The following is a 19717-nucleotide window of genomic DNA, read 5'->3' on the forward strand; positions in this document are numbered from 1 at the left end:
TTTACCGCTTTATCCTATGCAACTGCCTATTTAAAGGAATGTAAAAAGCGCAAAAATGGGCAAATTGGTTAGCGGCTCTAGGCGGTCGCGCCGTGGAAACAATAATATGAATTCCAGAATCATAACATCTTTTAACAGTGTGATAATTTCTTGCTTTCTTGAAAAAAAGAAACTGCTTCATAATGAAGCAGTTTCTAGATTATTTATTAACTTGTTATTTACCATTCTGAGTCTTGTAATTTTTTACATACTCGTCTTGAACTGCCTGGCCACCCTGACCCATGTACTGTTGAACCAATGATTTATACAGGCTATCCACTTCGGCAGGCTTAGCAACAATTAGTTTTGCCAGCATTTGAGCTGAAAGATTCTTAAGCTCTGTGTTGCTTTTGGCATCAGCTGCATTCGGTATGGAATAGAAGTATGTAGTATAATTGTCCACCATACCTACCTTTAAAGCATTCTCTACATCTTTTTCATAACCGGGATATCCTGCAGAAATGGCTGCAGTATTCTTCTGCTGATCACCAAGTTCGATACCGTTTGAAAGTATATCATAGTCGAGGTTGTTTGCAACAGTCATCATTTTATCCCCGGAATTTGTTGTTCCTGTCTGTTTCGGAACACCATTAACCAAATTGTAGTCCACGCCTTCCTGACCGTTCTGGAGAAAGAGCGTTACCTTGGGATCAGCCATCCAGTTGAGGTATTGTATTGCAAGGTCAACATTCTTGCTTGTTTTAGGAATAATGATATACATCCCATTCGGGCTGTACACGTTCTTAGGATGTTTACCTGCATCATTCTGCCATGGATCGATAGGAATAAGCTGAGCACCAGGAACGTTCTTTGTAAGGTTGGCATAGGTGCCGGGAGCTGTCCTGTACGGACCGTCCCAGTTAGTCTGGAAGGCTCCGACTTTTCCATTGGAAATATCCGCGTCCAGCAGTTTTCCATCCTTGTCAGTTGCGAAATTCGGGCTAATCAAGCCTGCATTAAACATCTTGTTCATATATTGAACAGCTTTATCAAACCCTGGCATATTCCAGTTTGTCGACCAGATAGCTTGCGGCTGAAGTGTAGCAAACTGTTCTTCAGTAAGATTAGATGGCTTAAAGGCTTCTGGTATATAGCCCAATCCGGGACCTGAAGGCTGCAGGGAATAACCATAAGGAATGACACCGCTTACATTTCCGGGATTCTTTTCTTTAAATGCAACCATGGTGTTATAGAACTGTTCTGGTGTCGTAGGAACAGGAAGTCCCAGTTTATCAAGCCAGTCTTTACGGATAAACGTATTCGAACCTGCGAGAACAGTCCTCTTGCCCGGTACAGAGTACTGCTTGCCATTAAATTTACCATACTTTAATACATCATCACCAAGATACTTTGTAAGAGTAGTTCCATACTGCTTGAGAACTGAATCCAGCTCTGCCAAACCACCCTGCTGTACATAATTATAAACAACACCCTGCGTGTAGGTGTAGGAAATGTCAGGTGCCTGGCCGGCTGCCATCAATACGTTCAACTTGTCTACTTCCTGGGCCCTAGGAACTGAAACAAAGTTTACTGTGGCATTAAACTGCTTGCCAAAATTATCGTTGATATACTTTGTCCAGAAGTTATTATTCAAATCCGGCTGTCCGGGTTTGCCTCTGTCGAAAACTTCGACAGTTAATGTTCGATGTTCTTTTGTAGTGCCTGCTGTATCGTTTTGTGTGCCGCTTGATGAATTTGAATTACTCTGACAGGCGGCCAATGTAGACGCGAAAGTTAGCGCCACCAAAGAAACACTGATAGATCTTTTTGCCTTTGTCTTCAAAGAAACCACTCCTTTTGAAATCTAATATTTAGCAAATTGATTTATAAATTCGCGAAATAGATTAAATATCCCATTTCACGTACCTATATCAGCCTTTAACAGCGCCAATCATAATACCGGATACAAAATATTTCTGGAGCCACGGATACACAAGAAGAATCGGAACGGTACCAAACATAATACTTGCCGCTTTCAATGCCTCTGAGGGCAGATTGACATTGACATTCTCACCAGACATTTGCTGCGAAATATTGATAACATTATACAGCTTAAGCTGTATCGTATATAAATTCTGGTCTGTAATGTAGAACAGAGCATCCTGAAAATAATTCCACCTGAATACGGCATATAGTAAACTGACTGTGGCAAGTGCCGGCTTGGAAAGAGGCAGCACAATCTTAAGCAGAATCTGCAGTTCGTTGCATCCGTCCAGGTGTGCAGCTTCCTCTAGGCTCTCAGGCAAGCTTTGGAAGAACGTTTTCAATATGATCATATAGTAGACGCTCATCATACCCGGAAGAACCAATGCCAATGGAGTGTTCAAAAGACTCAGATTCTTTACATTCAGATAATCCGGAATCAAACCACCGCTAAAATACATGGTAAATAGCATCATTAGCAATAAACCATTTCTGCCCTTGAGTCTTTTTTTAGTTAACGGGTACGCCGCCAATATGGTAACGGTCAATGCAAGGAGCACAAATACAGCCGTCAGGATCACCGTATAGAACAATGAGTACAACATACCGGCATCACCGAATACAACTTTATAGGCTTCTATATTAAAGTCTATAGGATAGATGGTAACTGCATGGGATATAATCGCCCTATTTGAGCTTAGTGATTGCGAAAGAATATAGAGAAAAGGAACCAGGCATATAAAAACCGCAACTAAAATAATAAATGCTGCTGTATAGTCAACAATTCTATTTCTTGAATTTTGTGACATTTTCATTGTCAGTACCTCCTTACCATATTCCGTTTTCGCCCAATTTGCGGGTAATGTAGTTGGAAGTTACCAAGAATATTAAGCAGATAACAGACTGGAACAGTCCGACAGCTGCACCAACTGAAAAGTTCGCAGATTGTATACCGACACGATAAACATAGGTGCTGATAACGTCACCAAAGTCCATAACCAGGTTGTTTTGAATGTTGAATGGACGGTCGAAGTTAATTGCCATAATATTACCGAGCTGCAGTATCAGAAGGATCGCAATGGTTGGTCTGATACCTGGCAACGTGACATGCCAAATCTTCCTGAATCTCCCTGCGCCATCTGCGTCTGCAGCTTCATACAACTGCTTGTCAATTCCCGTCATTGCAGCAAGATACAAAATGGTACCCCATCCTGCGTTCTGCCATACTCCAACTAAAGAATAAGTTGCAACCCATGCAAATTTGTTCGTGAGGAACGGTAACGGTTGCCCCCCCATATCGCTAATTAAGGAGTTTAACATGCCTGTGGGAGAAAGCAGCTGAGCAACAATTCCGCCGATAATAACCCAGGAAAGGAAATGCGGCAGATACAGTATTGTCTGGCTCACCTTTTTAAACTTATTCCATACCAGTTCATTTATTAAAATAGCCAAAATGATCGGCGCTGGAAATCCCACAAGCAAATCCAAACCGTTAAGCAGCAGCGTGTTTCTAACAACCTGAAAGAATTGTACTGATGAAAAAATTTGCTTGAATGTTTCAAAATTATTCCAAGGACTCATGTTGACGCCCTGAAAAATGTTGTAATCCTTAAATGCAATCTGTATGCCATACATGGGAGCGTATTTAAATGTCAATATATATGCAACAGGGATAATCAACATAAGGTAAAGTATAAAATCATATTTGATGTAGTAAAACAATCCTTTCTTTTTCTCCAAAGCCTTTCCAACGCTATCCCTTTTATCCAGAGCAACACTACTATTCATTGCTTTCATAAACTACAACCTCCATTTTACTTGTTTCTCAACTCGCTCAGAAAGTAATCATGTTATTAGAATAAAACTCTTATAGAGCCTGTTTAAAAAGCAGCTCATAAGATGGGATAAAAACCGTAGAGAGGAATGGTAAAATGAAGGTCTCCCAACCAATGGCACCGTGATACCGGTTACAAAACCGGACATATTATCGTCCGCAAGACTCAAGTATTATTGTTTTACACGCCTTCAATCATTTTGGCATCACGCTGCGCCGTCAAGCAAAGCAACCAATCGACGTATAAGTATCCCGTGGAACCGTTGTCGCCCACCATGCTGCATGTTATTTATGATAATTGCTGCCGAGCGTAATCTCGTTCTTCGAGAAAGAAACTACCGATGAGGTCTTCTCGTAAAAATGCGGAGCGTTCGCGAGCAAGCTGTCTCTAGAATAGAACAGGCTGTCCTTCGTTAAAGGCAGGTTTACGCTCTTGCCTGTAGCCGCCGCTTCATAAACAGCCGTGATCAGCTCCAGCGTTTTGCGTCCTTCACGGCCGTCAATGAGCACCTCAAGCGAGCCGCTTTCGATCGCCTTCATCACATCATCGATTTGTCCGGCGTGCCCGGTATACGGGAGATCCGCCATGCTGTTGTACGTGTTCTCAAGCTCCTCCTCGAGCGCCGTGTTCCGAGACGGAAATCCGTTTTCCTTGGAGGTGGATGCATAAACCTTCCAAGGTGCGGAAATTCTTGCCTTTTCCCCTTGGAATATAAGCTGCTGTTCCTCTCCGTGATGCACGACAGAGCTTGTAATTTGCGCCAGGCTTCCGTTGCCATAAGAAAGAATGGCTATGGAAATGTCCTCGACTTCCGCGTTATTATGCGACGTATTGCTCATTACCGCATGGACTTTGTCCGGCATCCCCATCATCCACTGCAGCATGTCAATATGATGAACGGCGTGGTTCAGCGTACAGCCGCCGCCTTCCTTTTCCCAAGTGCCTCTCCACCACAGATCGTAATAGCAATGCCCTCTCCACCAGTGGGAATCGACCTGTGCATGCACGATTTTACCTAACTTTCCGGTGTCGAGCGTGCGCTTCAGCTTCATGATCGGATCCCTGAACCGGTTTTGCCCGATTACTGACAAAATCCGCTTCGACTCTGAAGCCGCTTCCAACATACGGTCACATTCTTCCAAGGAAGAAGACATCGGCTTCTCTACCAATACATGCTTTCCGGAGCGTAAAAAGTCGATAGCGATTTGAGCATGCGTATACGGCGGAGTACAGATCGACACCAGATCGATATCGCTGTCCAGCAGTTCACGGTAGTCATGTTCGACCCTACAGTCGAGCTGAAATTTCTCTTTATACCGGACTGCCTTTTCCTCGTAAATGTCACATAACGCAACGACTTGGCATCTTCCCTTAAATGAGGACACATACGCCTCTAGATGCGAATTTGCGATTCCGCCGGTACCGATAACAGCTACTTTAATCATCGACTTTCACTCCTTAGATTTATTTAAAAAATTTGGCGTACTTCTGTTTTAAATTTTCTTTTTCAATCACTACCAGCTCCAAATGATCCCTCAGCACTTTTTCCGCTTGGTCGGGATTCTTCTCTTTGATGGCGCGAACAATTCCATGATGTTGGGCAAGAATGATTTGCCAATCGGAATCGGAAGCGAGCCGTAAGAACCGGATGCGATTGTCATGCGTTGCCATTTGTTGAATAAGTCCCCACGTACGGGCCCGGCCGCAGCCGATCATAATCGATTTGTGAAACTCTTCATCGAGCTCAAACAGACGCCCGTAATTCTGTTCGGATTCGCACAGTTCCTGCAGCGAGATGAGATTTTGCAGATGAAGCACCTGTTCCTTGCTGAGCAGCTCACATGCTTCCCGAACAACGGCGGATTCCAATGTTTCTCTGACAAACCGGGATTCTTCCGCATGCTGCAAATCGATATGCGATATGATGGAGCCCTTCTGAGGAGTGGTTGCGATTAGTTCCTCCTGAGTGAGTTTAACCAATGCTTCACGAATCGGCGTCCTGCTCACTTGGAGCATTTCGACGAGTTCTTTTTCCGAGATAAACCTCCCCGGCTCGAGTCGCAGCTCCATGATGTTTTTCTTCAAGGTTTCGTAAACGAAATCCCGTATGAGTCCTCTTTTGTCTCTTAAAGCGTCAATCTGAATACTCATAAGACCCTCCCGCCCGCGGAAAGACGAGTCCCACCCATCCTTTAAGCGCTTACAAAAAAATAGGATGACTAGTTACCCTAGTATACTAGCTTAAGGGGAGTGAACCGGATAGCTTTATGAAGCTGAAACGGCCGCCCTCTTTGCATGGATTCATTCTTCCAGCCACCATATGCTGATGACAACTTGCGGATAGATTTTTTTGCTGACTTTGTTTATTGATAATACTAACATACCACCATTACAGCGGAGTTGACGATGTGCTTATCGCGAAAAACATTTACCCATTTCTTGCATTTCCTCACAATTGAAAACGCTGTATAATGAGTTTGGGAATAGATTGGATGAACAAGGGGGATGTATACTATGTCTGTAATCATCGCCGATTCAATTGAACTTGGCAGGCTTTCCGACGTTCGAATGTCCTTTCATCTGATGGGGCTGCATGTTCGCGAAGTGGATTCTCGGTGGACATATCCATCCCATGAACACCCTATGTACGAGCTTCATTGGATGATCGAAGGGGACATGCAGATGGTCGTCGAAGGCCAGATTTATGATCAAAAAAAGGGAGACCTGCTTTTCATACGTCCGGGAATCATCCATTCGTGCAGGTCGGCAGGCTCGCATGGCTTCACTTATTTTTGCGTGCACTTCAGCGTAGCAGATCCCGCATTCTCCAAGGAGCTGGAGCGCCATCAAGCCGTCTGCTTCGAGGCCCCCTCTCCCCTTGTCAAGGAATTGGCCCCCTTCCTAACTGACTTATGCAATCTTGCGACTGAATACAAGAGTCGTTCGCTTTCTGCCGCAAAAAGCATGAAGGTGTACGCAGCCGTCTTTGAGCTTTTGGGAACGTTGGTGGAGCAGCTGTCACAAACCGACAACGTCGTGCTTACGAAAAAGGAATTATTGGCCGGTCGCATCGCCGAAAATATTGAGGATTCGATCCGCAGCAGCCTGCTTCATGGCCAAATGGAAGACAGCGAAAGAACACTCGTCCAAGATATTGCCAAATCACTAAAATTGAGTCCGTCCCAGGTGAATCGGATATTTCAACAGGTTTACGGGAAAGCTCCCCGCAAATATATGTCGGAAATTTTGTTAAGTGAGGCCCAGCGCCTGTTGCTTCAGACGGACCTGGTCATAGATCATATAGCCATGATGCTCGGGTATAAAACAAGCGCCCACTTCAGCCGCCAATTTAAGCGCTGGACCGCCATGACCCCGAGCAGGTACAGAAGCAATGCAGAGCGTGAAAGCCCGAACGAACATTAAAGCGGTTCCGGTTCGGAGCCGCTTTTTGCTGTTTCTTTATCCAGCCTAGCACTTTTTCCCGGCTTCCAGAGCTTGAACGATCCGTTCCACACCGTGACGTCAGTGTGGCTAGATACATGTATTTTCGTAGTATCGCATCTACTTAATCTGGAACGGTTTTATTCCTTGTATCGAATCGTAAGGATCTTCCTATTTTCCCATCCAATTCGTTCCAGTAAGTATAATGAAAATCTCCCCGTTCGTCACAATATTCTAACAGTGATACTTCAAACTCCGCTGTTTCAAAAACTTCTAAGAAGGTTATTGCGTGCTCTGCCAAAAGAACATCAACACTCTCCGGTTTAAACAAACTGTTCCAACTTACTAAAGAAAGTAAATTGAGCTCATTCTCTTGGGTACTGAGATTTTACATTTTATGGATTAGTATGGGATGGACTTTTGTAACTCTAACATGGAAATATTTTGGTAATTATTATACTAATCTGCCGGTACTTCTATGAACATCAGTTTCATGTTCCAGCATTTTAAGCTCAAAGAGTCGCATATAACTCGGCATATTCGTAACTACGATAAGAACCTTATAACATAAAAAAATAAGCCGTGTTTTAAGCGGCTTGTAATGTAATCAAGTTCTTGTCAACCGACAGATTGTCCGTGATAGCCGACAAACTGCACTCCGGCCCATCCCTCTTCTGCTCAGCTCGCGAAGTAACCGGGAAAATCCTGCACGCATTCTTTGCGCAGCGTATACAATTGAACCGCCAGCTTATCCCTCATCATGTGGCTTCCTCTCCCCCGTATTTCGCTGGACCTCATTGCTAAGCTACTTGCCTTGACGAACCAGCCGCTCCTACAGCTCATCCATATTCATGCTGTGTGTGCTGTAGAGGCTTTGTTTCGTCAGCAGCGCCGCTGCGGTTTCGGCCGCTTCGCGGAGCATTTCGGCATCACGCGAGTCGGGCCTTGCGTCGCGCGGTCCGTCGAAATCGTGCTCCCAGCAGCGACACAAGCGACCAAAGTCTACCTTAAAATGCTTTAATTTACGGCGATGGAAACGAATGCATTTTCCGGTACTTCGAAGGATTCATTTTGAAATATTTCGTAAACATCCGGCTGAAATACAGACCGTTCTCGTAACCGCATTGCCGTGCGATCCGGTCGATCGAATAATTCGTTTGTACAAGCAGCGACTTAGCCTTCTCCATCCGGATCGAGTATAAATATTGGGAAGGCGGCATAGCGTACACCGCCTGGAACCGGCGTGTAAACTGTACCGGGTGTATCCCTATAAATTCCACGATATCTTTCATTTGGACATCGCGAAAAGCGTGCCGTTCGATCATATCTTTCGCTTCTTTCATCAGCGGGTCGCTCACGACATTTCCGAATTGGGCGAGCGCTTCCGCTTCCATGCAGAATAGCAGCCACAGATCGTAGACGAAGTGGGAAGACCATCTTAAATTATCGTTCCGGCTCATCCGGCTGGCCCGGAGCAAATGCCGGAAATTGTTGTACAGCCGGTCCCGCTCGGAAGAAGTGAATTTGAAGGAAAACAGGCGTCGCAGCTGCTCCGATAACTGCGCTTCCCCGCCGTCCTCTCCGGCATAATAAAACTTGATGTAGAAAAAAGAGAGAGGCGTAATCATTTCACGGCGAAAATCTTCATGCGGTGGACATAGGACGATATCTCCTTCCGCAGCTTCGCCAGACAGTTCGCCGATTCCGTACCGGAAACGGCCGGCTTCGACGGCGATCATGATCCAGCACCGCTCGCGCTCCACCTGCTGTACGAATGCGGGCTTTTCTTTCCAATAGCTGTTGCTGATCAAACGAATCGGATGGATGAGCATCGCCGGATTCTCCGTTTCATATGCTGAACTTTCATCCATGGTACACCAGTTTCGTCCCCCTATTCAATAGCGCTATCGGATCACAGTGCCTTCCAGTCGCCGGCGCCCGTTCCGACCTGAACGGCGATGTATTGGTCCGAGCCGTCGGCGCTCCTTATGATTTCCCCCAAATGCTGGGCGTTAAACGCGGGGATACCGGAGAAAGACCGCCTTGGAACAACTTTCGTCGTCATCGTATCGATGTTCCTGTCCAAACAGTATACGATCGGCGATACACCCGGTGAAACTCCGGAGTAGCCGCTACCTGACCCGCTCCATGAATTGCCTATCGCAGTAAGCTCGGACAATATTTTACCGCTCCCGCCCGCGTTGATATTGACGCACTGCGATGTAATTCCCGAGCAGCTGTTGCCGTCGATCATCAGTTTCCCGGCATCGCCTCCGGCAGCGATATCCGCGTACAGAAGCCGCAATCCGTTCCGTACGGTATTGCCCCTTATGCAGAGCTCGGCAAAAGACTCGGTACGAACCGCGTTCAGCGTATCGAAAAATTGATTGTCGCGAATGACGATGCCCCGGCTTCCCGAGCTTCCGCGAAACCGGACTCCCCCGTAGTTTTTAGTGGCATCCCCCGTGTTCAAGCAATAGAAGCGGTTATCCGCTACCGTGACGTCTTGAACGTCAAATGCCCCCCAGGCCGGAGAAAAATTGACCATCTGCCTGGCGTCCGAACCGGCGGTTACCGAACGTACATCGTACACCTTGTTGCCGCTTATATCGAAGTTACGGGGGTTTCCCGCCGGAGAGCCGTAGCTCCTCAGATTAATGACGCTGCTTCCCGTCGTATTGAATATTTCATTGCCGCAAATTCCGATATCCCGCAAAGATTCGCTGCTGAAATTATCGTCGTTGATTGCCTCGATCGGAATATTGGCGCAGCCTTCTATAACATTGCCGCGCACTAAGCACTGGCTCGATATGATAATGCCTTTATTGTTCAGCAGCCGCTTGCTGGCATTGTCATCGAATGCACCGCTCCCGAATGTCTGGCCGCATGTAATCTGGTTATCGGCAACGATCGAATAATATCGTCCTTGCATCGAGATCCAAGGTCCCCCGATCCGATCGACGCCGTTGCCCGAGAAGCCGACGACGCGTATTCCGTCAGGCGGCATGTCTCCAGGCTGTACAGCTTGCGTCATAATATCATTGCCGCATATCGCAAATTTTCCGAAATCGCCCCATATGGAGGTCGGGGAATAACTGCCGCTTCGGCGTTTGTAGCCTACGTTGCGGATGACATTATCCGTAATGAGGCATTGTTCGCAGGAGCGGACGAAGAGGGCGATCACCCCGGCTTGGTCGCTCGTATTGCCGCGAACGACAATTTGCTTGTTCCGTTCAGACTCGGCTATGGAGATAACGGGTATCCGTTCCGTTGCAGCCGTGTAGTCACGAGGCCATTCCCGGATTTGCAGCTGAGCCCTATCCCCTTCGTACCGGTCGGACGTGTAGATGTCGCTCCATCCGTCCCGCCAGCTCGTATTCCCCTCGAACAGAAGAGAGGAGAGCCCGGCGCCGCCGAAACCGTTGATCGTATTGTTGGCAGAATAATTGTTACGGATAGTGACATTACCGCACTGGATGAACATGGCGCCGCTAAGGTAAGCGTTCTCAAAAGAGCACTGTTCGACTAGAGCCTTCTGGGTCCGGTAGACGCCTCCGGACGGACATACTTCGAGTATGCCGTTGGTTCTTCTCGGAACCGTGCCTCTGCCGAAGTTATTTTTTGTCGCCGGATACGTTTGGCCGTCCCGGTTGCCGTCAAAGGCGACGCCGCGAATGGTGAATCTCTTCCCTCCTTGCACGCGGAGAATCGCCTTGTGATTGCTGTAATCCGCATCAGTATTGACAATCGTGCCGGCAGCAAGCCGAAACCGGCAATCTCCCGATATATCCAGCTCTCCCTCTTGCCCGAGATCGGCGACGCTTTCGCCGCTGAAAACGTATATTCCGTACGCAGTTAGCACCGGTAGAGGGTACGCGAGAGCGGCTTGCATAGCGGCCGTATTATCGGCTGCGTATGCATCGTATTGCTCCCGCAATCCGACCGACGCCAGATCGACTGCACCGCCGCCGCTTAATACGGCCACATTGCCGTTCGCCAGCAAATGATCGATATAGCCGTTCCCGTTGAGTGCACCTTCCGGACCGAGCGAATTTTCCCGCAGCGCATCGTAGTCGGTACGGGTGACGATCCGATATAGCGCCCCGCCCCGGGGCGAATCCGTCACCGCGTTAGCGATCGCGTAATAGGATGTGGTCCGCACGCTGATACCGGCTTGCAGCGAAGCCGCTTTCATGCTTCCGACCGATTCGAAATGCAATCCGCTCGTAGAGCAGCCCCGGTCGCCCGTATTCCCGTAGGTAGCTGTGGTGACCGTAGCGTTGCTCGGAACGAATGGGGTGGCTCCGGCCATTCCGGCTGCGAGCACGGCACCCGACGCACCCAATGTATAGGACAAAAACGTCCGGCGCGATAAAATGTTTCGGCTCTCCTTACAATCCTTCCGCTGATCATCGTTCATCGGTTGCTCGCTCATCCGCTCTCGTTCCTCCTCGAATTTATGTGAATCGTACAACGATAATCCGCTTTCCCATTCCTACTTCTTCATTTCCGAATCGATATATTTATTAATCTGCTCTTCCGCTTCACGCAGCGCCGTGTTGATATCTTTTTTGCCCTGATACACAGGCACGAGCGCGGTATTGGTAAAAATCGACTTCGCCTGCCCGTCGTACGCCGTCGAAGGTACCGGCTTTGCTATCGCATCCTGGAAAAAAGCGGCCAAGTTTTTGCCATCCAGCCCTTTCAAATCTTTCGCATACTCTTTCTTGACGTTCTCCGAATTGATTATCGGAATGCGGCCCTGACGCGCCATAATCGTCTGTACCTCGTCGGACAACAGGTAAGCAATGACTTGAAATGCGGCATCCTTATGCGGTGTGGACGGCGGAATCGCATAGAACGGCGCGTTCATCTGGGAGCTCGAACCGCTCATCCCATTAAAGCGGGGCAGCGATACGAAGTCGACGTTTAAGCCTGCTTCCATCGCCGCAGGCAATTCGGTAATATAATTCGGTCCGGTACGCATGGCTACCGTCTGGTTTTTCAGGAAATTGACTTTCTCATCGCCAGCCTGGGCATTGCCGTCAATTTTGTAGAACGAGGTCATGACGTCCAGCCAACGTTGCCAGGCGTCGGTGTTGATCGCGGCCTTGTTCGTCTTCGGATCGACGAAGCCTTGCGCCAATTGGTCCTTGTACACGACGTTAAGCGCATTATATTGGAAGCCCTTGTATTGAACGCCGCTGTCGGTTCTGGTAACCATCTTGGCGATATTGAGCATCTCTTCCCAAGTCATGCCGTCCTTCGGATAGGGAACTCCGAATTTATCGAATATGTTTTTGTTGTAGTAGATCGCGTTGTTGTTCAGCTCGAACGGCATCAGTAGAAATTCCCCTTTGTCGGAATACGATTTTACGGTATCCACGGCGCCGGGAACCAGGCGCTCCAGGTCAAAACGGTGGTTCTGGATTAGTGGCGTCAAATCGCTGAGCAGATGCAGAGTTCTCAGATCCTGCAGGCTTCCGAGTGAATAGGAGATCAAATCGGGCGTTTGTCCCCCGTTCAAGAGATCGAATATCGATGTGCCTTTGCCATCCTTTATCGTTTTCAGCGTAACGTGCGGGAATTTCTTCTGGACGAGCAACTCGATCGTTTCCGCCAAGACGATCGAATTGCCATGGGTAAAAAAGGTGAGCGTAACCGGGGCAGGAGGCGCCCCGGATTCGACTTCTTTGCTTTTCTCTCCGGTCTTGTCGGAATTGCTGCATGCCGAAGTCATGATAGCTGCAATGCTAACGCTAACAATTAAACCGAATAACTTACGACCCCTTTGCATCACGTTTGTCCCATCCTCTCTTTGCTCATATAAAGAAGCTAAAGATTTAACGCAGACGTGCTCCTTGTTTCACTAACGATCGCTGTACGTTGCCTACATGAAGTTGTCGGGGATTGATATTATCCTGCGCGCAAAGCGCCGCTGCGGTGCCCGCTGCCTGTCCGATCGCTATCGCGATCGGCTGTACTCGAATAGCCGAATGCGCTTCATGCGTGGCTGATATCGGACGGCCGCCGATAAGCAAATTTTCGATTTTCAACGGGATTAACGAACGTAGCGGAATATCGTACCATTCGCCAGGCTTCAAGCTTTGGATGATGGTTCCGCTGCCCGTCGGATTGTGGATGTCGACAGGGTATGCACCCCGAGCGATTACATCGTCGAACTTGCATGCAGATAGAAGCTCTTCAGCGGTCAACACATGCTCTCCGATTATCCGGCGGGATTCTCGTATGCCAATCTGCGGTGCGGTCGTTTGCAAGTAAGCGTTCTCAAATCCTGCGATATCTCGTTTCAAAAAGGCTACCAACTGCTGAACTTGCCGTCTTCCTTCGATTTCAGCCTCGGTCAACTGCCACGGATCGGTAGCGTCCTTCAGAATGATCCGGGTCGTATTGAAATGGATGACATCAGGTTGATTCGCATAAAACCATAACACGTCTTCGCGCGGGCAGTCCACTTCCCCCCGCTCTTTCGCTTCCAGGAATAGACGCGTGATTTCATTTTTGTCCGGCATGCGCTGAATATCGACATCGGCCATTCGGAAGTTGAGCGTCATCGGCTGGCAGTTACTGTCCACTTCCCGGCCCTTCTCCACGACCGCACCGGCCAGCGCTGCCAAGTCTGCATCGCCCGTAGTATCGACGTACATCCGCGCCTTCATTTCAATGAGCCCCTGCTTGTTGGCCAATTGAATCGATCGGATCCTCTTTCCGTCCTCATCCATCTTCGCGTCCGCCAAAAAAGTATGGTACAGCAAAGTAACGCCCGCCTCGATACACAACTGCTCGGCGACGACTTTTAGCGCCTCCGGATCGAACGCATTTCTCGCTTTCGGATGCCCGTACATGCCGAGCTCGCTCATACCGTCGATCAGCTCCTGCAGCACGCCGAAAATGATTTGCTCCCCTCCGTTTCCCGCTCGATATGACATCCACGGGTTGACCATCATCGCCGTTCCTGCTCCTCCGAGAAAACCGTAACGTTCGATCAGAAGCGTCCTGGCCCCTTCTCGGGCGGAAGCGACCGCCGCTGCGATACCGCTTGGTCCGCCCCCTGCAACGATTACATCGAAATTGGTAAGATTACTTTCCACCTGTTCCATCTCCCATCCTGGTGAATATGCATTTATTTAACAATCCCTTTTCAGTATAAAGGTATCATTCCAAAAAAAACGATACAGGAATTTAATAAAATATGCATTTTTTTTCACAACTGACTGAAATACGAATCAACCGCAGCTATGGATGAGAAAAAATAACGAAACCGACATCCTCTTTTAGCAAAAGGAGTCGGTTTCTATTTGGAGGATTCAAAAAAATACGTTGGCTTAAACATGTACTAATCCAATTCAACTTCAGGATACGGAATACTAGACTTGAGGACATCCATCATAGCTATCGTACCCGTTAGCGGATTGCTTGCTAATAGCATCGAAACAATCCATCGATTTCTAAGCACAATTTCTTGTTAGCGTATTTCCAGTGACCACAACTTTATTCCACTAAACCCAAAGAAGCCGCGATTTACGCGGCACTTAATGAGATAAAGTTCTTGTCAACCGACAGATGGCTGTTGATAAGTCAGGTTAAGAGACCCTAAGCTCTTTTCGTTTATAAAATTAAAACGTAGTATATACACTTTCACATTCTTCCGCGGTCGGTTCATAAAAACAGTGCTTCTTCCATCGTCCTGCGTGCGGCTGATTATACCAAGTTGGCGGACATGGTCCGGGATTTTCAAACGTTCCTGGACGGAAATACCATAGGGAGAATTTGGCTGGCCAATTCCGCTCCCCATTCACAGACCGTTGCGCCAGACGGCGTTCTCTATCTCTAGCGCTTTGATAGTACAAACCATGTTGCAACGCTTCGAACGCATGTGCCTGGTTGATCATTTGGGGAATTGTCCGGATTCCTTTAAAATCGGAGCAATTCGCTCTTACTCGGTTAATGCCAACATTTCCAACAAGGAGCATACCCATTTCGCCTTCGGTCTCAGCTTCAGCTCGAAGCAACCTTGCCAGCATATCAATATCCTGCTTCCTGGCTTTTACGACTGCCATTGGCTCACCTCTTTAGACTGTATTTCTAGACTTATTATATTGTAGGTGAAGCGGATGTATTACTCAGGCAAAATTGAGAGCGATAATAAATAGCCGTTACCCGTTAGCTCAACAAGAACCAGAACCAAGTCCGCATGCAAAAAAGGTCTAGCCGGCAATAAATCCAACTAGACTTATCTTTACGAAACTATAAATCACGGATATACCATACGTCACATGCAAAATGACTGGAACCAGCAAGCGGTGCTTCCAGCCGCTGAAAGCCGTATTTCGTATAAAAGCGGTTAGCCGCTTGCATATTTTGCAGCGTCTCTAGATAGCAGGCTTTATAATGTGCTGCTTTGCAAACCGGAGGCGGTCTGTAACAGATCCACCGCAATCCCCTGTTCCTCTAGCTTCCGGAAGCAAATACATCTTCTGCAGTTCACAAATCCTTTCCTCAGGGGAACCGAATTGCGCGATCCCGCAGCCGCCAAGCAGCTTGCCACTAGCAGCGATCGCAACCCAATATGCCCTGCGCTCCTGGTAATAATAATCGGACAGACGGCTTAGACTTTCGTCTTCCCATGCTAACCCTGGACGATTCCCACCAAACTCGATCAAGCAGTGCCTGATAATCGATTCTATAGTGTTGTTATCTTCAGTTTGAATACTTTTTTATCCTTGACTGGTTAAAATGCTTAAAATGCTCTTTGGAAAAACCATATGCAACCAAAGAATAACACTGCTGTGGATATACTAGGCAAAAACCACTTAACCGATAACCGTTTTGTTATGAACATGAGTGTTGGGAAAACTAAAGATACAATGAGAATTTGACCCAACTCAATGCCCACGTTAAAAAACAACAAAGACGTAGCCAAATGGGCTGTGCCTAAATTCAGTTCAGCTAAGATTCCGGCAAACCCAAAGCCGTGAATGAACCCAAAAGCAAAGGCTATCCAAGGAGCGTGTTTGGATTCAGGTTGAAAGATGTTTTTAAGGGCGACATAGATAATGCTTAACGCAATTGCAGATTCAACTAACTTTACGGGTAATTGGACGATATCTAATGTTGCGAGGGCTAGTGTCGTATTGTGGGCAATTGTGAATGCCGTGATTAGAGCAAGGATATGACGGAACGTCACGGCGCCAATTAGTAAGCTGATAACAAATAAGATATGGTCATAGCCCGTAAAGATATGTTTTAATCCTAACACAAGAAATTGTTTAGCACTGGTGATAAAGCTCATCTGACCGATATTTAATTCTCTGACTTCATAGGTAAAGATAAATTCCTTTTGTTTTCCATCCATCTGAATTCTTGTCATGTTCGCATGACTTGGATCGCTTTCTTCAAAGAACGCGTTGTATTGAACAATTACACTTTCCGGAGTTTGATTGACAGTATAAGACATTTTTATATCTGCAAATATTCGATCCTTTATCTTCGTAATAGACGTTTCATTAATGGTTCCTTCAGCAGGAACGCTGTGTCTATTGTTGAAAAACGAACCGCTTTTGATTTCCCATTTTCAAAATGGAAAGATTCGCCATAGTAATTCCAACCCTCTCCGGAAGCTCCGTTAATATGCCCCACCTCAGACCGTTAAATCATTTTCTGATTTTATATTAATAGCATCTTGTAAAAGTCTTTGGAGAACAGCAGCAAAAACGGCGATCACCATAGAGGCGAAAATAATGACCAATCCTATTGGTATGAAACTTGGAGGGTCAACTCTCTTCCCCATGAGATAGTAGAGTGGCATACCTAGCAGGTACAAGGTGCTGATTGTGGTGGCACAGAATTTTATATTCTTTAAAGCTTTTGCCGATAATTCCGAGAACGCTTGGTTCTTATCAATATAGTTTAAAATTTTAAAAGCTTGATACAGAGCAAAGGAAAAAGGAATCGCTGCTGCGTACATATCGATTAAAACGAGAGGTTTCATATAAACCATTTCTGGATACAATTCTCCAGCAAAATTCCCAATCTTAGGCACTAAAAATATGCACAAAGCGAGAATTGGGATTCCAATAAGAATAACGGCCATCTTTAAAAATAGTGTTGTTCCTCGTTTCATAAATTGCACCTCACTTATTTAATTTCAGTTTTTACTTTACCGCATAATTTATTGTTTTACAATAAATATATATCGTTTATTATGAAAAATAAAAAGCATTTCTCATTACAAAGAAATGCTCTTACTCTAACGGGTTTCGTTTTGGAGGAGAAAATGTAAATTTACCTTCCAATTTACATACGATTTTGCTCGGCAAATAACACTGTATTGTTTCTGGAATAAACAAACAAATGGCGTGCCGATTAGCACGCCATTTAGCTTTGCATTCAAAGTTTCTTGAAATTAAACTAAAGCCCCCGCATAGTGGATGGGACTATTCGTATCCAGGTGCACCGGTGTATTGGGCTATTCGTGAGCGACCGTAAGTTACTGTCGTTGGCGTTTATTTGCTTCGCTTTGACGGACGATCGCGTCAACGACGTGCGCGATCGGTGCGGTGGCATCGATTATAATTCCGTTTTTCGGAATGTCTTCTTTCGTTTGGTGCAATCGCGCAATGAGTTCCCGTTCCGCACTCTTTGCGCCCCACTCATTTTCCGGTCGCTCATCAAGCCGCCGGTTCAATGTGTCAAGGTCGACCTCGAGGACAAACACGCCGTCAAATAGATCTATGAATTTCGAAAAGTTCCTAGAACCACCGCAGAAAAAGGTTAGCGCCTCATCCTGATTGGCGACCAAAGCTTTTACTTTATCTACATGCCATATGTGGTGCTCGTGCGTGACGCCATCCGTCCGTGTACCCGTTTCTGGATCGCCTTGATAAGCCAATTCACGGTCACCATTAATGGCATGGTAGCCGCGCCGCTGCAATTCTTTGCAGACCGAAGTTTTGCCGGTGCCGGAAACGCCTTCAATTAGAAAATTCCTAATGCCCATGGCTAGACCCTCCTTTCAACAGAAATAAAGGCGTCACTAAGTTAGGCATATGCCCGTGGACGAATGCCCATCATTTTCATATATATACATAAAACATGTGTGAGCAGAAGAGGGAGATCTATGAGCAAGAATCTGTTTGATATCCAGACCGCCATTTTATTGTCCGCACTTTGCAGCCAAAGCTATCAGCAGTTTGAAAGCGCCGATGGAACCTTTGTTCTGCCGCGACATTACCAGTTGGTTACGGAATTTGAAGCCGCGTCATTTACAGGCAGAAAAGAACCGTTCGGCTTTATCGCCGAAGCAGCGGACCGGATCGTCCTTGTGTTTCGCGGAACGAATACCAAATCGGAGTGGATATCCGATGCAATCGCCAGACAGACCACGTTTCCCTATGTGAAGAACAGCGGCTCCGTGCACCAGGGGTTTCTTGGGATTTACGAGTCGGCTCGGCAACCCGTCTTGTCAGCCTTGCAGTCTCTTTCCCGCCATAAGCCGCTATATATTACAGGGCATAGCCTTGGCGGTGCGCTTGCCCATCTTTGCGCCGTTGACACCGCAGTGAATAGCGGCTTCAGCGATCCTATCGTATATACGTATGCTTCACCTCGTGTGGGGGACCCTGAATTTTCCAGCACCTTCAACCAATTATTCGACCGGCACCGAATTCACAACCCGTTCGATCTAGTCCCGCAGCTGCCGCCCATTCTCTATAAATCTCCGAAAACAGGCCAAACCTACACCTATTTACACGCCAAAAAAAGCCGTGAGCTGCCTTTCCAAAAGGGCTCTGTCGCCGCCAATCACAATATTGCCAACTACTTCACCGAGCTTGCGCTGCAGGATCCCACTTATGCGCAGCTGCTGTGCACGAACAATCCCGGGTTGTGTCCAATAACTCCAAACCAATGTTGAGTACCCGTTAGCGCAATGACAATTATTTATGCTGGTTTTACCTGAATGAACATATCGAGCTCACTTCCGTCTTCTTCACCCTTAAATCTTTCATCATATACTTCGAAACAGACGACATCGAATTGCTCATAATTATTAGTGCTGAGCCAGTAAATAAGTTTTTCAAACGTCTCGTTAATCTTACTTATGGGTCCTCTATGAGTTACTCCTGCATATAGGCCAGCGGGAATTTTATACATAAACATTCCTTCTGGCACTTCGCTTAAAGAATCGGTTTTCACACCTGCTAGATAGCCGTGTTCATTTCGTTTGATTAATCCAATTGTCTCATGATGATTTATTCGATCTGTTACTTCGTTTATTCTGGTGAACAAAGCTGGCCAGACATCCCCAGGATTGGTCGGTTTACCAATATTTCCAAAACCAATAATCTTACATTCAGGAAAATCAACTAAAATTGGCTGCATTTTTCCACTCCTTTATAAATGGGTATGAATTCCTATTCGTTAGACTGGAATAAAGTTCCTTCTCATAGTACCCGTTA

General features: G+C 46.7%; 18 protein-coding genes and 1 pseudogene. 2 read left to right on the top strand and 17 right to left on the bottom strand.

Annotation, left to right across the window (positions count from 1 at the left end):
* Positions 1-214: 214 nt before the first annotated feature.
* From DVH26_RS20615 to DVH26_RS20635, 5 genes are all read right to left on the bottom strand, one after another.
* Positions 215-1822 carry an extracellular solute-binding protein gene (locus tag DVH26_RS20615; RefSeq protein WP_239624810.1) on the bottom strand — a complete coding sequence of 536 codons (1608 nt, stop codon included), beginning with the start codon at positions 1820-1822 and terminating at the stop codon, positions 215-217.
* An 88-nt stretch (positions 1823-1910) separates the two neighbouring features.
* The gene (locus DVH26_RS20620; RefSeq protein ID WP_239635443.1) at positions 1911-2771 is read right to left on the bottom strand and encodes a carbohydrate ABC transporter permease; all 861 of its coding nucleotides are present in this window, start codon (positions 2769-2771) and stop codon (positions 1911-1913) included.
* A gap of 19 nt (positions 2772-2790) precedes the next feature.
* On the bottom strand, positions 2791-3759 hold the full coding sequence (locus DVH26_RS20625; protein ID WP_239624812.1) for an ABC transporter permease: 969 nt from the start codon (positions 3757-3759) through the stop codon (positions 2791-2793).
* Between the two features lie 322 nt (positions 3760-4081).
* A complete protein-coding gene (locus DVH26_RS20630; protein WP_239624815.1) occupies positions 4082-5242 on the bottom strand; it encodes a Gfo/Idh/MocA family protein in 1161 nt (386 codons plus the stop codon).
* Positions 5243-5261: 19 nt separating this feature from the next.
* Complete coding sequence (locus tag DVH26_RS20635; protein WP_239624818.1) at positions 5262-5948, bottom strand: GntR family transcriptional regulator; 687 nt, start codon at positions 5946-5948, stop codon at positions 5262-5264.
* Positions 5949-6311: 363 nt separating this feature from the next.
* Between DVH26_RS20635 and DVH26_RS20640 the strand changes: the two genes are divergently transcribed.
* On the top strand, positions 6312-7220 hold the full coding sequence (locus DVH26_RS20640) for a helix-turn-helix domain-containing protein (RefSeq protein WP_239624820.1): 909 nt from the start codon (positions 6312-6314) through the stop codon (positions 7218-7220).
* Positions 7221-8070: 850 nt separating this feature from the next.
* Here DVH26_RS20640 and DVH26_RS20645 read toward each other — a convergent pair.
* The 11 genes and pseudogenes from DVH26_RS20645 to DVH26_RS20685 all read right to left on the bottom strand — a co-directional run bounded on the left by DVH26_RS20645 (position 8071) and on the right by DVH26_RS20685 (position 18258).
* Positions 8071-8229, bottom strand: coding sequence for a hypothetical protein (locus DVH26_RS20645; protein WP_239624823.1), 159 nt, complete (start codon positions 8227-8229; stop codon positions 8071-8073).
* A gap of 31 nt (positions 8230-8260) precedes the next feature.
* Positions 8261-9109, bottom strand: a complete 849-nt coding sequence (locus DVH26_RS20650; protein ID WP_239624825.1) for an AraC family transcriptional regulator — start codon at positions 9107-9109, stop codon at positions 8261-8263.
* A 41-nt stretch (positions 9110-9150) separates the two neighbouring features.
* Positions 9151-11673, bottom strand: a complete 2523-nt coding sequence (locus tag DVH26_RS20655; protein ID WP_239624828.1) for a right-handed parallel beta-helix repeat-containing protein — start codon at positions 11671-11673, stop codon at positions 9151-9153.
* A 60-nt stretch (positions 11674-11733) separates the two neighbouring features.
* Positions 11734-13035 (bottom strand): ABC transporter substrate-binding protein, encoded by a 1302-nt coding sequence (locus tag DVH26_RS20660; protein WP_239635444.1) that lies wholly within the window; start codon positions 13033-13035, stop codon positions 11734-11736.
* A gap of 46 nt (positions 13036-13081) precedes the next feature.
* Positions 13082-14350, bottom strand: a complete 1269-nt coding sequence (locus tag DVH26_RS20665; RefSeq protein WP_239624830.1) for an FAD-dependent oxidoreductase — start codon at positions 14348-14350, stop codon at positions 13082-13084.
* Positions 14351-14875: 525 nt separating this feature from the next.
* Positions 14876-15319, bottom strand: coding sequence for a cell wall hydrolase (locus DVH26_RS20670; protein WP_239624832.1), 444 nt, complete (start codon positions 15317-15319; stop codon positions 14876-14878).
* A 312-nt stretch (positions 15320-15631) separates the two neighbouring features.
* Positions 15632-15922 carry a GNAT family N-acetyltransferase gene (locus DVH26_RS37170; RefSeq protein WP_345774006.1) on the bottom strand — a complete coding sequence of 97 codons (291 nt, stop codon included), beginning with the start codon at positions 15920-15922 and terminating at the stop codon, positions 15632-15634.
* A 77-nt stretch (positions 15923-15999) separates the two neighbouring features.
* Positions 16000-16716, bottom strand: a complete 717-nt coding sequence (locus tag DVH26_RS20675) for a HupE/UreJ family protein (protein ID WP_239635445.1) — start codon at positions 16714-16716, stop codon at positions 16000-16002.
* A 77-nt stretch (positions 16717-16793) separates the two neighbouring features.
* Positions 16794-16903 (bottom strand): annotated as a pseudogene (locus tag DVH26_RS37175) (helix-turn-helix domain-containing protein); the annotation flags it as partial.
* Complete coding sequence (locus tag DVH26_RS20680; protein WP_239624835.1) at positions 16900-17382, bottom strand: DUF2975 domain-containing protein; 483 nt, start codon at positions 17380-17382, stop codon at positions 16900-16902. The gene DVH26_RS20680 and the pseudogene DVH26_RS37175, both read right to left, overlap by 4 nt.
* A gap of 366 nt (positions 17383-17748) precedes the next feature.
* Positions 17749-18258 carry an AAA family ATPase gene (locus DVH26_RS20685; protein WP_239624837.1) on the bottom strand — a complete coding sequence of 170 codons (510 nt, stop codon included), beginning with the start codon at positions 18256-18258 and terminating at the stop codon, positions 17749-17751.
* Between the two features lie 120 nt (positions 18259-18378).
* Here DVH26_RS20685 and DVH26_RS20690 point away from each other — a divergent pair, with 120 nt between their 5' ends.
* On the top strand, positions 18379-19173 hold the full coding sequence (locus DVH26_RS20690) for a lipase family protein (protein ID WP_239624840.1): 795 nt from the start codon (positions 18379-18381) through the stop codon (positions 19171-19173).
* A gap of 26 nt (positions 19174-19199) precedes the next feature.
* Here DVH26_RS20690 and DVH26_RS20695 read toward each other — a convergent pair whose 3' ends face one another.
* On the bottom strand, positions 19200-19640 hold the full coding sequence (locus DVH26_RS20695) for a GyrI-like domain-containing protein (protein WP_239624842.1): 441 nt from the start codon (positions 19638-19640) through the stop codon (positions 19200-19202).
* Positions 19641-19717 lie beyond the last annotated feature (77 nt).

It is taken from the genome of Paenibacillus sp. H1-7 (assembly GCF_022354825.1).
GTDB lineage: Bacteria > Bacillota > Bacilli > Paenibacillales > NBRC-103111 > Paenibacillus_S.

What these genes read in the sequence shown, in the direction of transcription:
- DVH26_RS20620 (WP_239635443.1), bottom strand. Translation starts at nt 2,771, where the DNA reads ATGTCACAAAATTCAAGAAATAGAATTGTTGACTATACAGCAGCATTT.
- DVH26_RS20625 (WP_239624812.1), bottom strand. Translation starts at nt 3,759, where the DNA reads ATGAAAGCAATGAATAGTAGTGTTGCTCTGGATAAAAGGGATAGCGTT.
- DVH26_RS20630 (WP_239624815.1), bottom strand. Translation starts at nt 5,242, where the DNA reads ATGATTAAAGTAGCTGTTATCGGTACCGGCGGAATCGCAAATTCGCAT.
- DVH26_RS20635 (WP_239624818.1), bottom strand. Translation starts at nt 5,948, where the DNA reads ATGAGTATTCAGATTGACGCTTTAAGAGACAAAAGAGGACTCATACGG.
- DVH26_RS20640 (WP_239624820.1), top strand. Translation starts at nt 6,312, where the DNA reads ATGTCTGTAATCATCGCCGATTCAATTGAACTTGGCAGGCTTTCCGAC.
- DVH26_RS20650 (WP_239624825.1), bottom strand. Translation starts at nt 9,109, where the DNA reads ATGGATGAAAGTTCAGCATATGAAACGGAGAATCCGGCGATGCTCATC.
- DVH26_RS20655 (WP_239624828.1), bottom strand. Translation starts at nt 11,673, where the DNA reads ATGAGCGAGCAACCGATGAACGATGATCAGCGGAAGGATTGTAAGGAG.
- DVH26_RS20660 (WP_239635444.1), bottom strand. Translation starts at nt 13,035, where the DNA reads ATGCAAAGGGGTCGTAAGTTATTCGGTTTAATTGTTAGCGTTAGCATT.
- DVH26_RS20670 (WP_239624832.1), bottom strand. Translation starts at nt 15,319, where the DNA reads ATGGCAGTCGTAAAAGCCAGGAAGCAGGATATTGATATGCTGGCAAGG.
- DVH26_RS20675 (WP_239635445.1), bottom strand. Translation starts at nt 16,716, where the DNA reads ATGTCTTATACTGTCAATCAAACTCCGGAAAGTGTAATTGTTCAATAC.
- DVH26_RS20680 (WP_239624835.1), bottom strand. Translation starts at nt 17,382, where the DNA reads ATGAAACGAGGAACAACACTATTTTTAAAGATGGCCGTTATTCTTATT.
- DVH26_RS20685 (WP_239624837.1), bottom strand. Translation starts at nt 18,258, where the DNA reads ATGGGCATTAGGAATTTTCTAATTGAAGGCGTTTCCGGCACCGGCAAA.
- DVH26_RS20690 (WP_239624840.1), top strand. Translation starts at nt 18,379, where the DNA reads ATGAGCAAGAATCTGTTTGATATCCAGACCGCCATTTTATTGTCCGCA.
- DVH26_RS20695 (WP_239624842.1), bottom strand. Translation starts at nt 19,640, where the DNA reads ATGCAGCCAATTTTAGTTGATTTTCCTGAATGTAAGATTATTGGTTTT.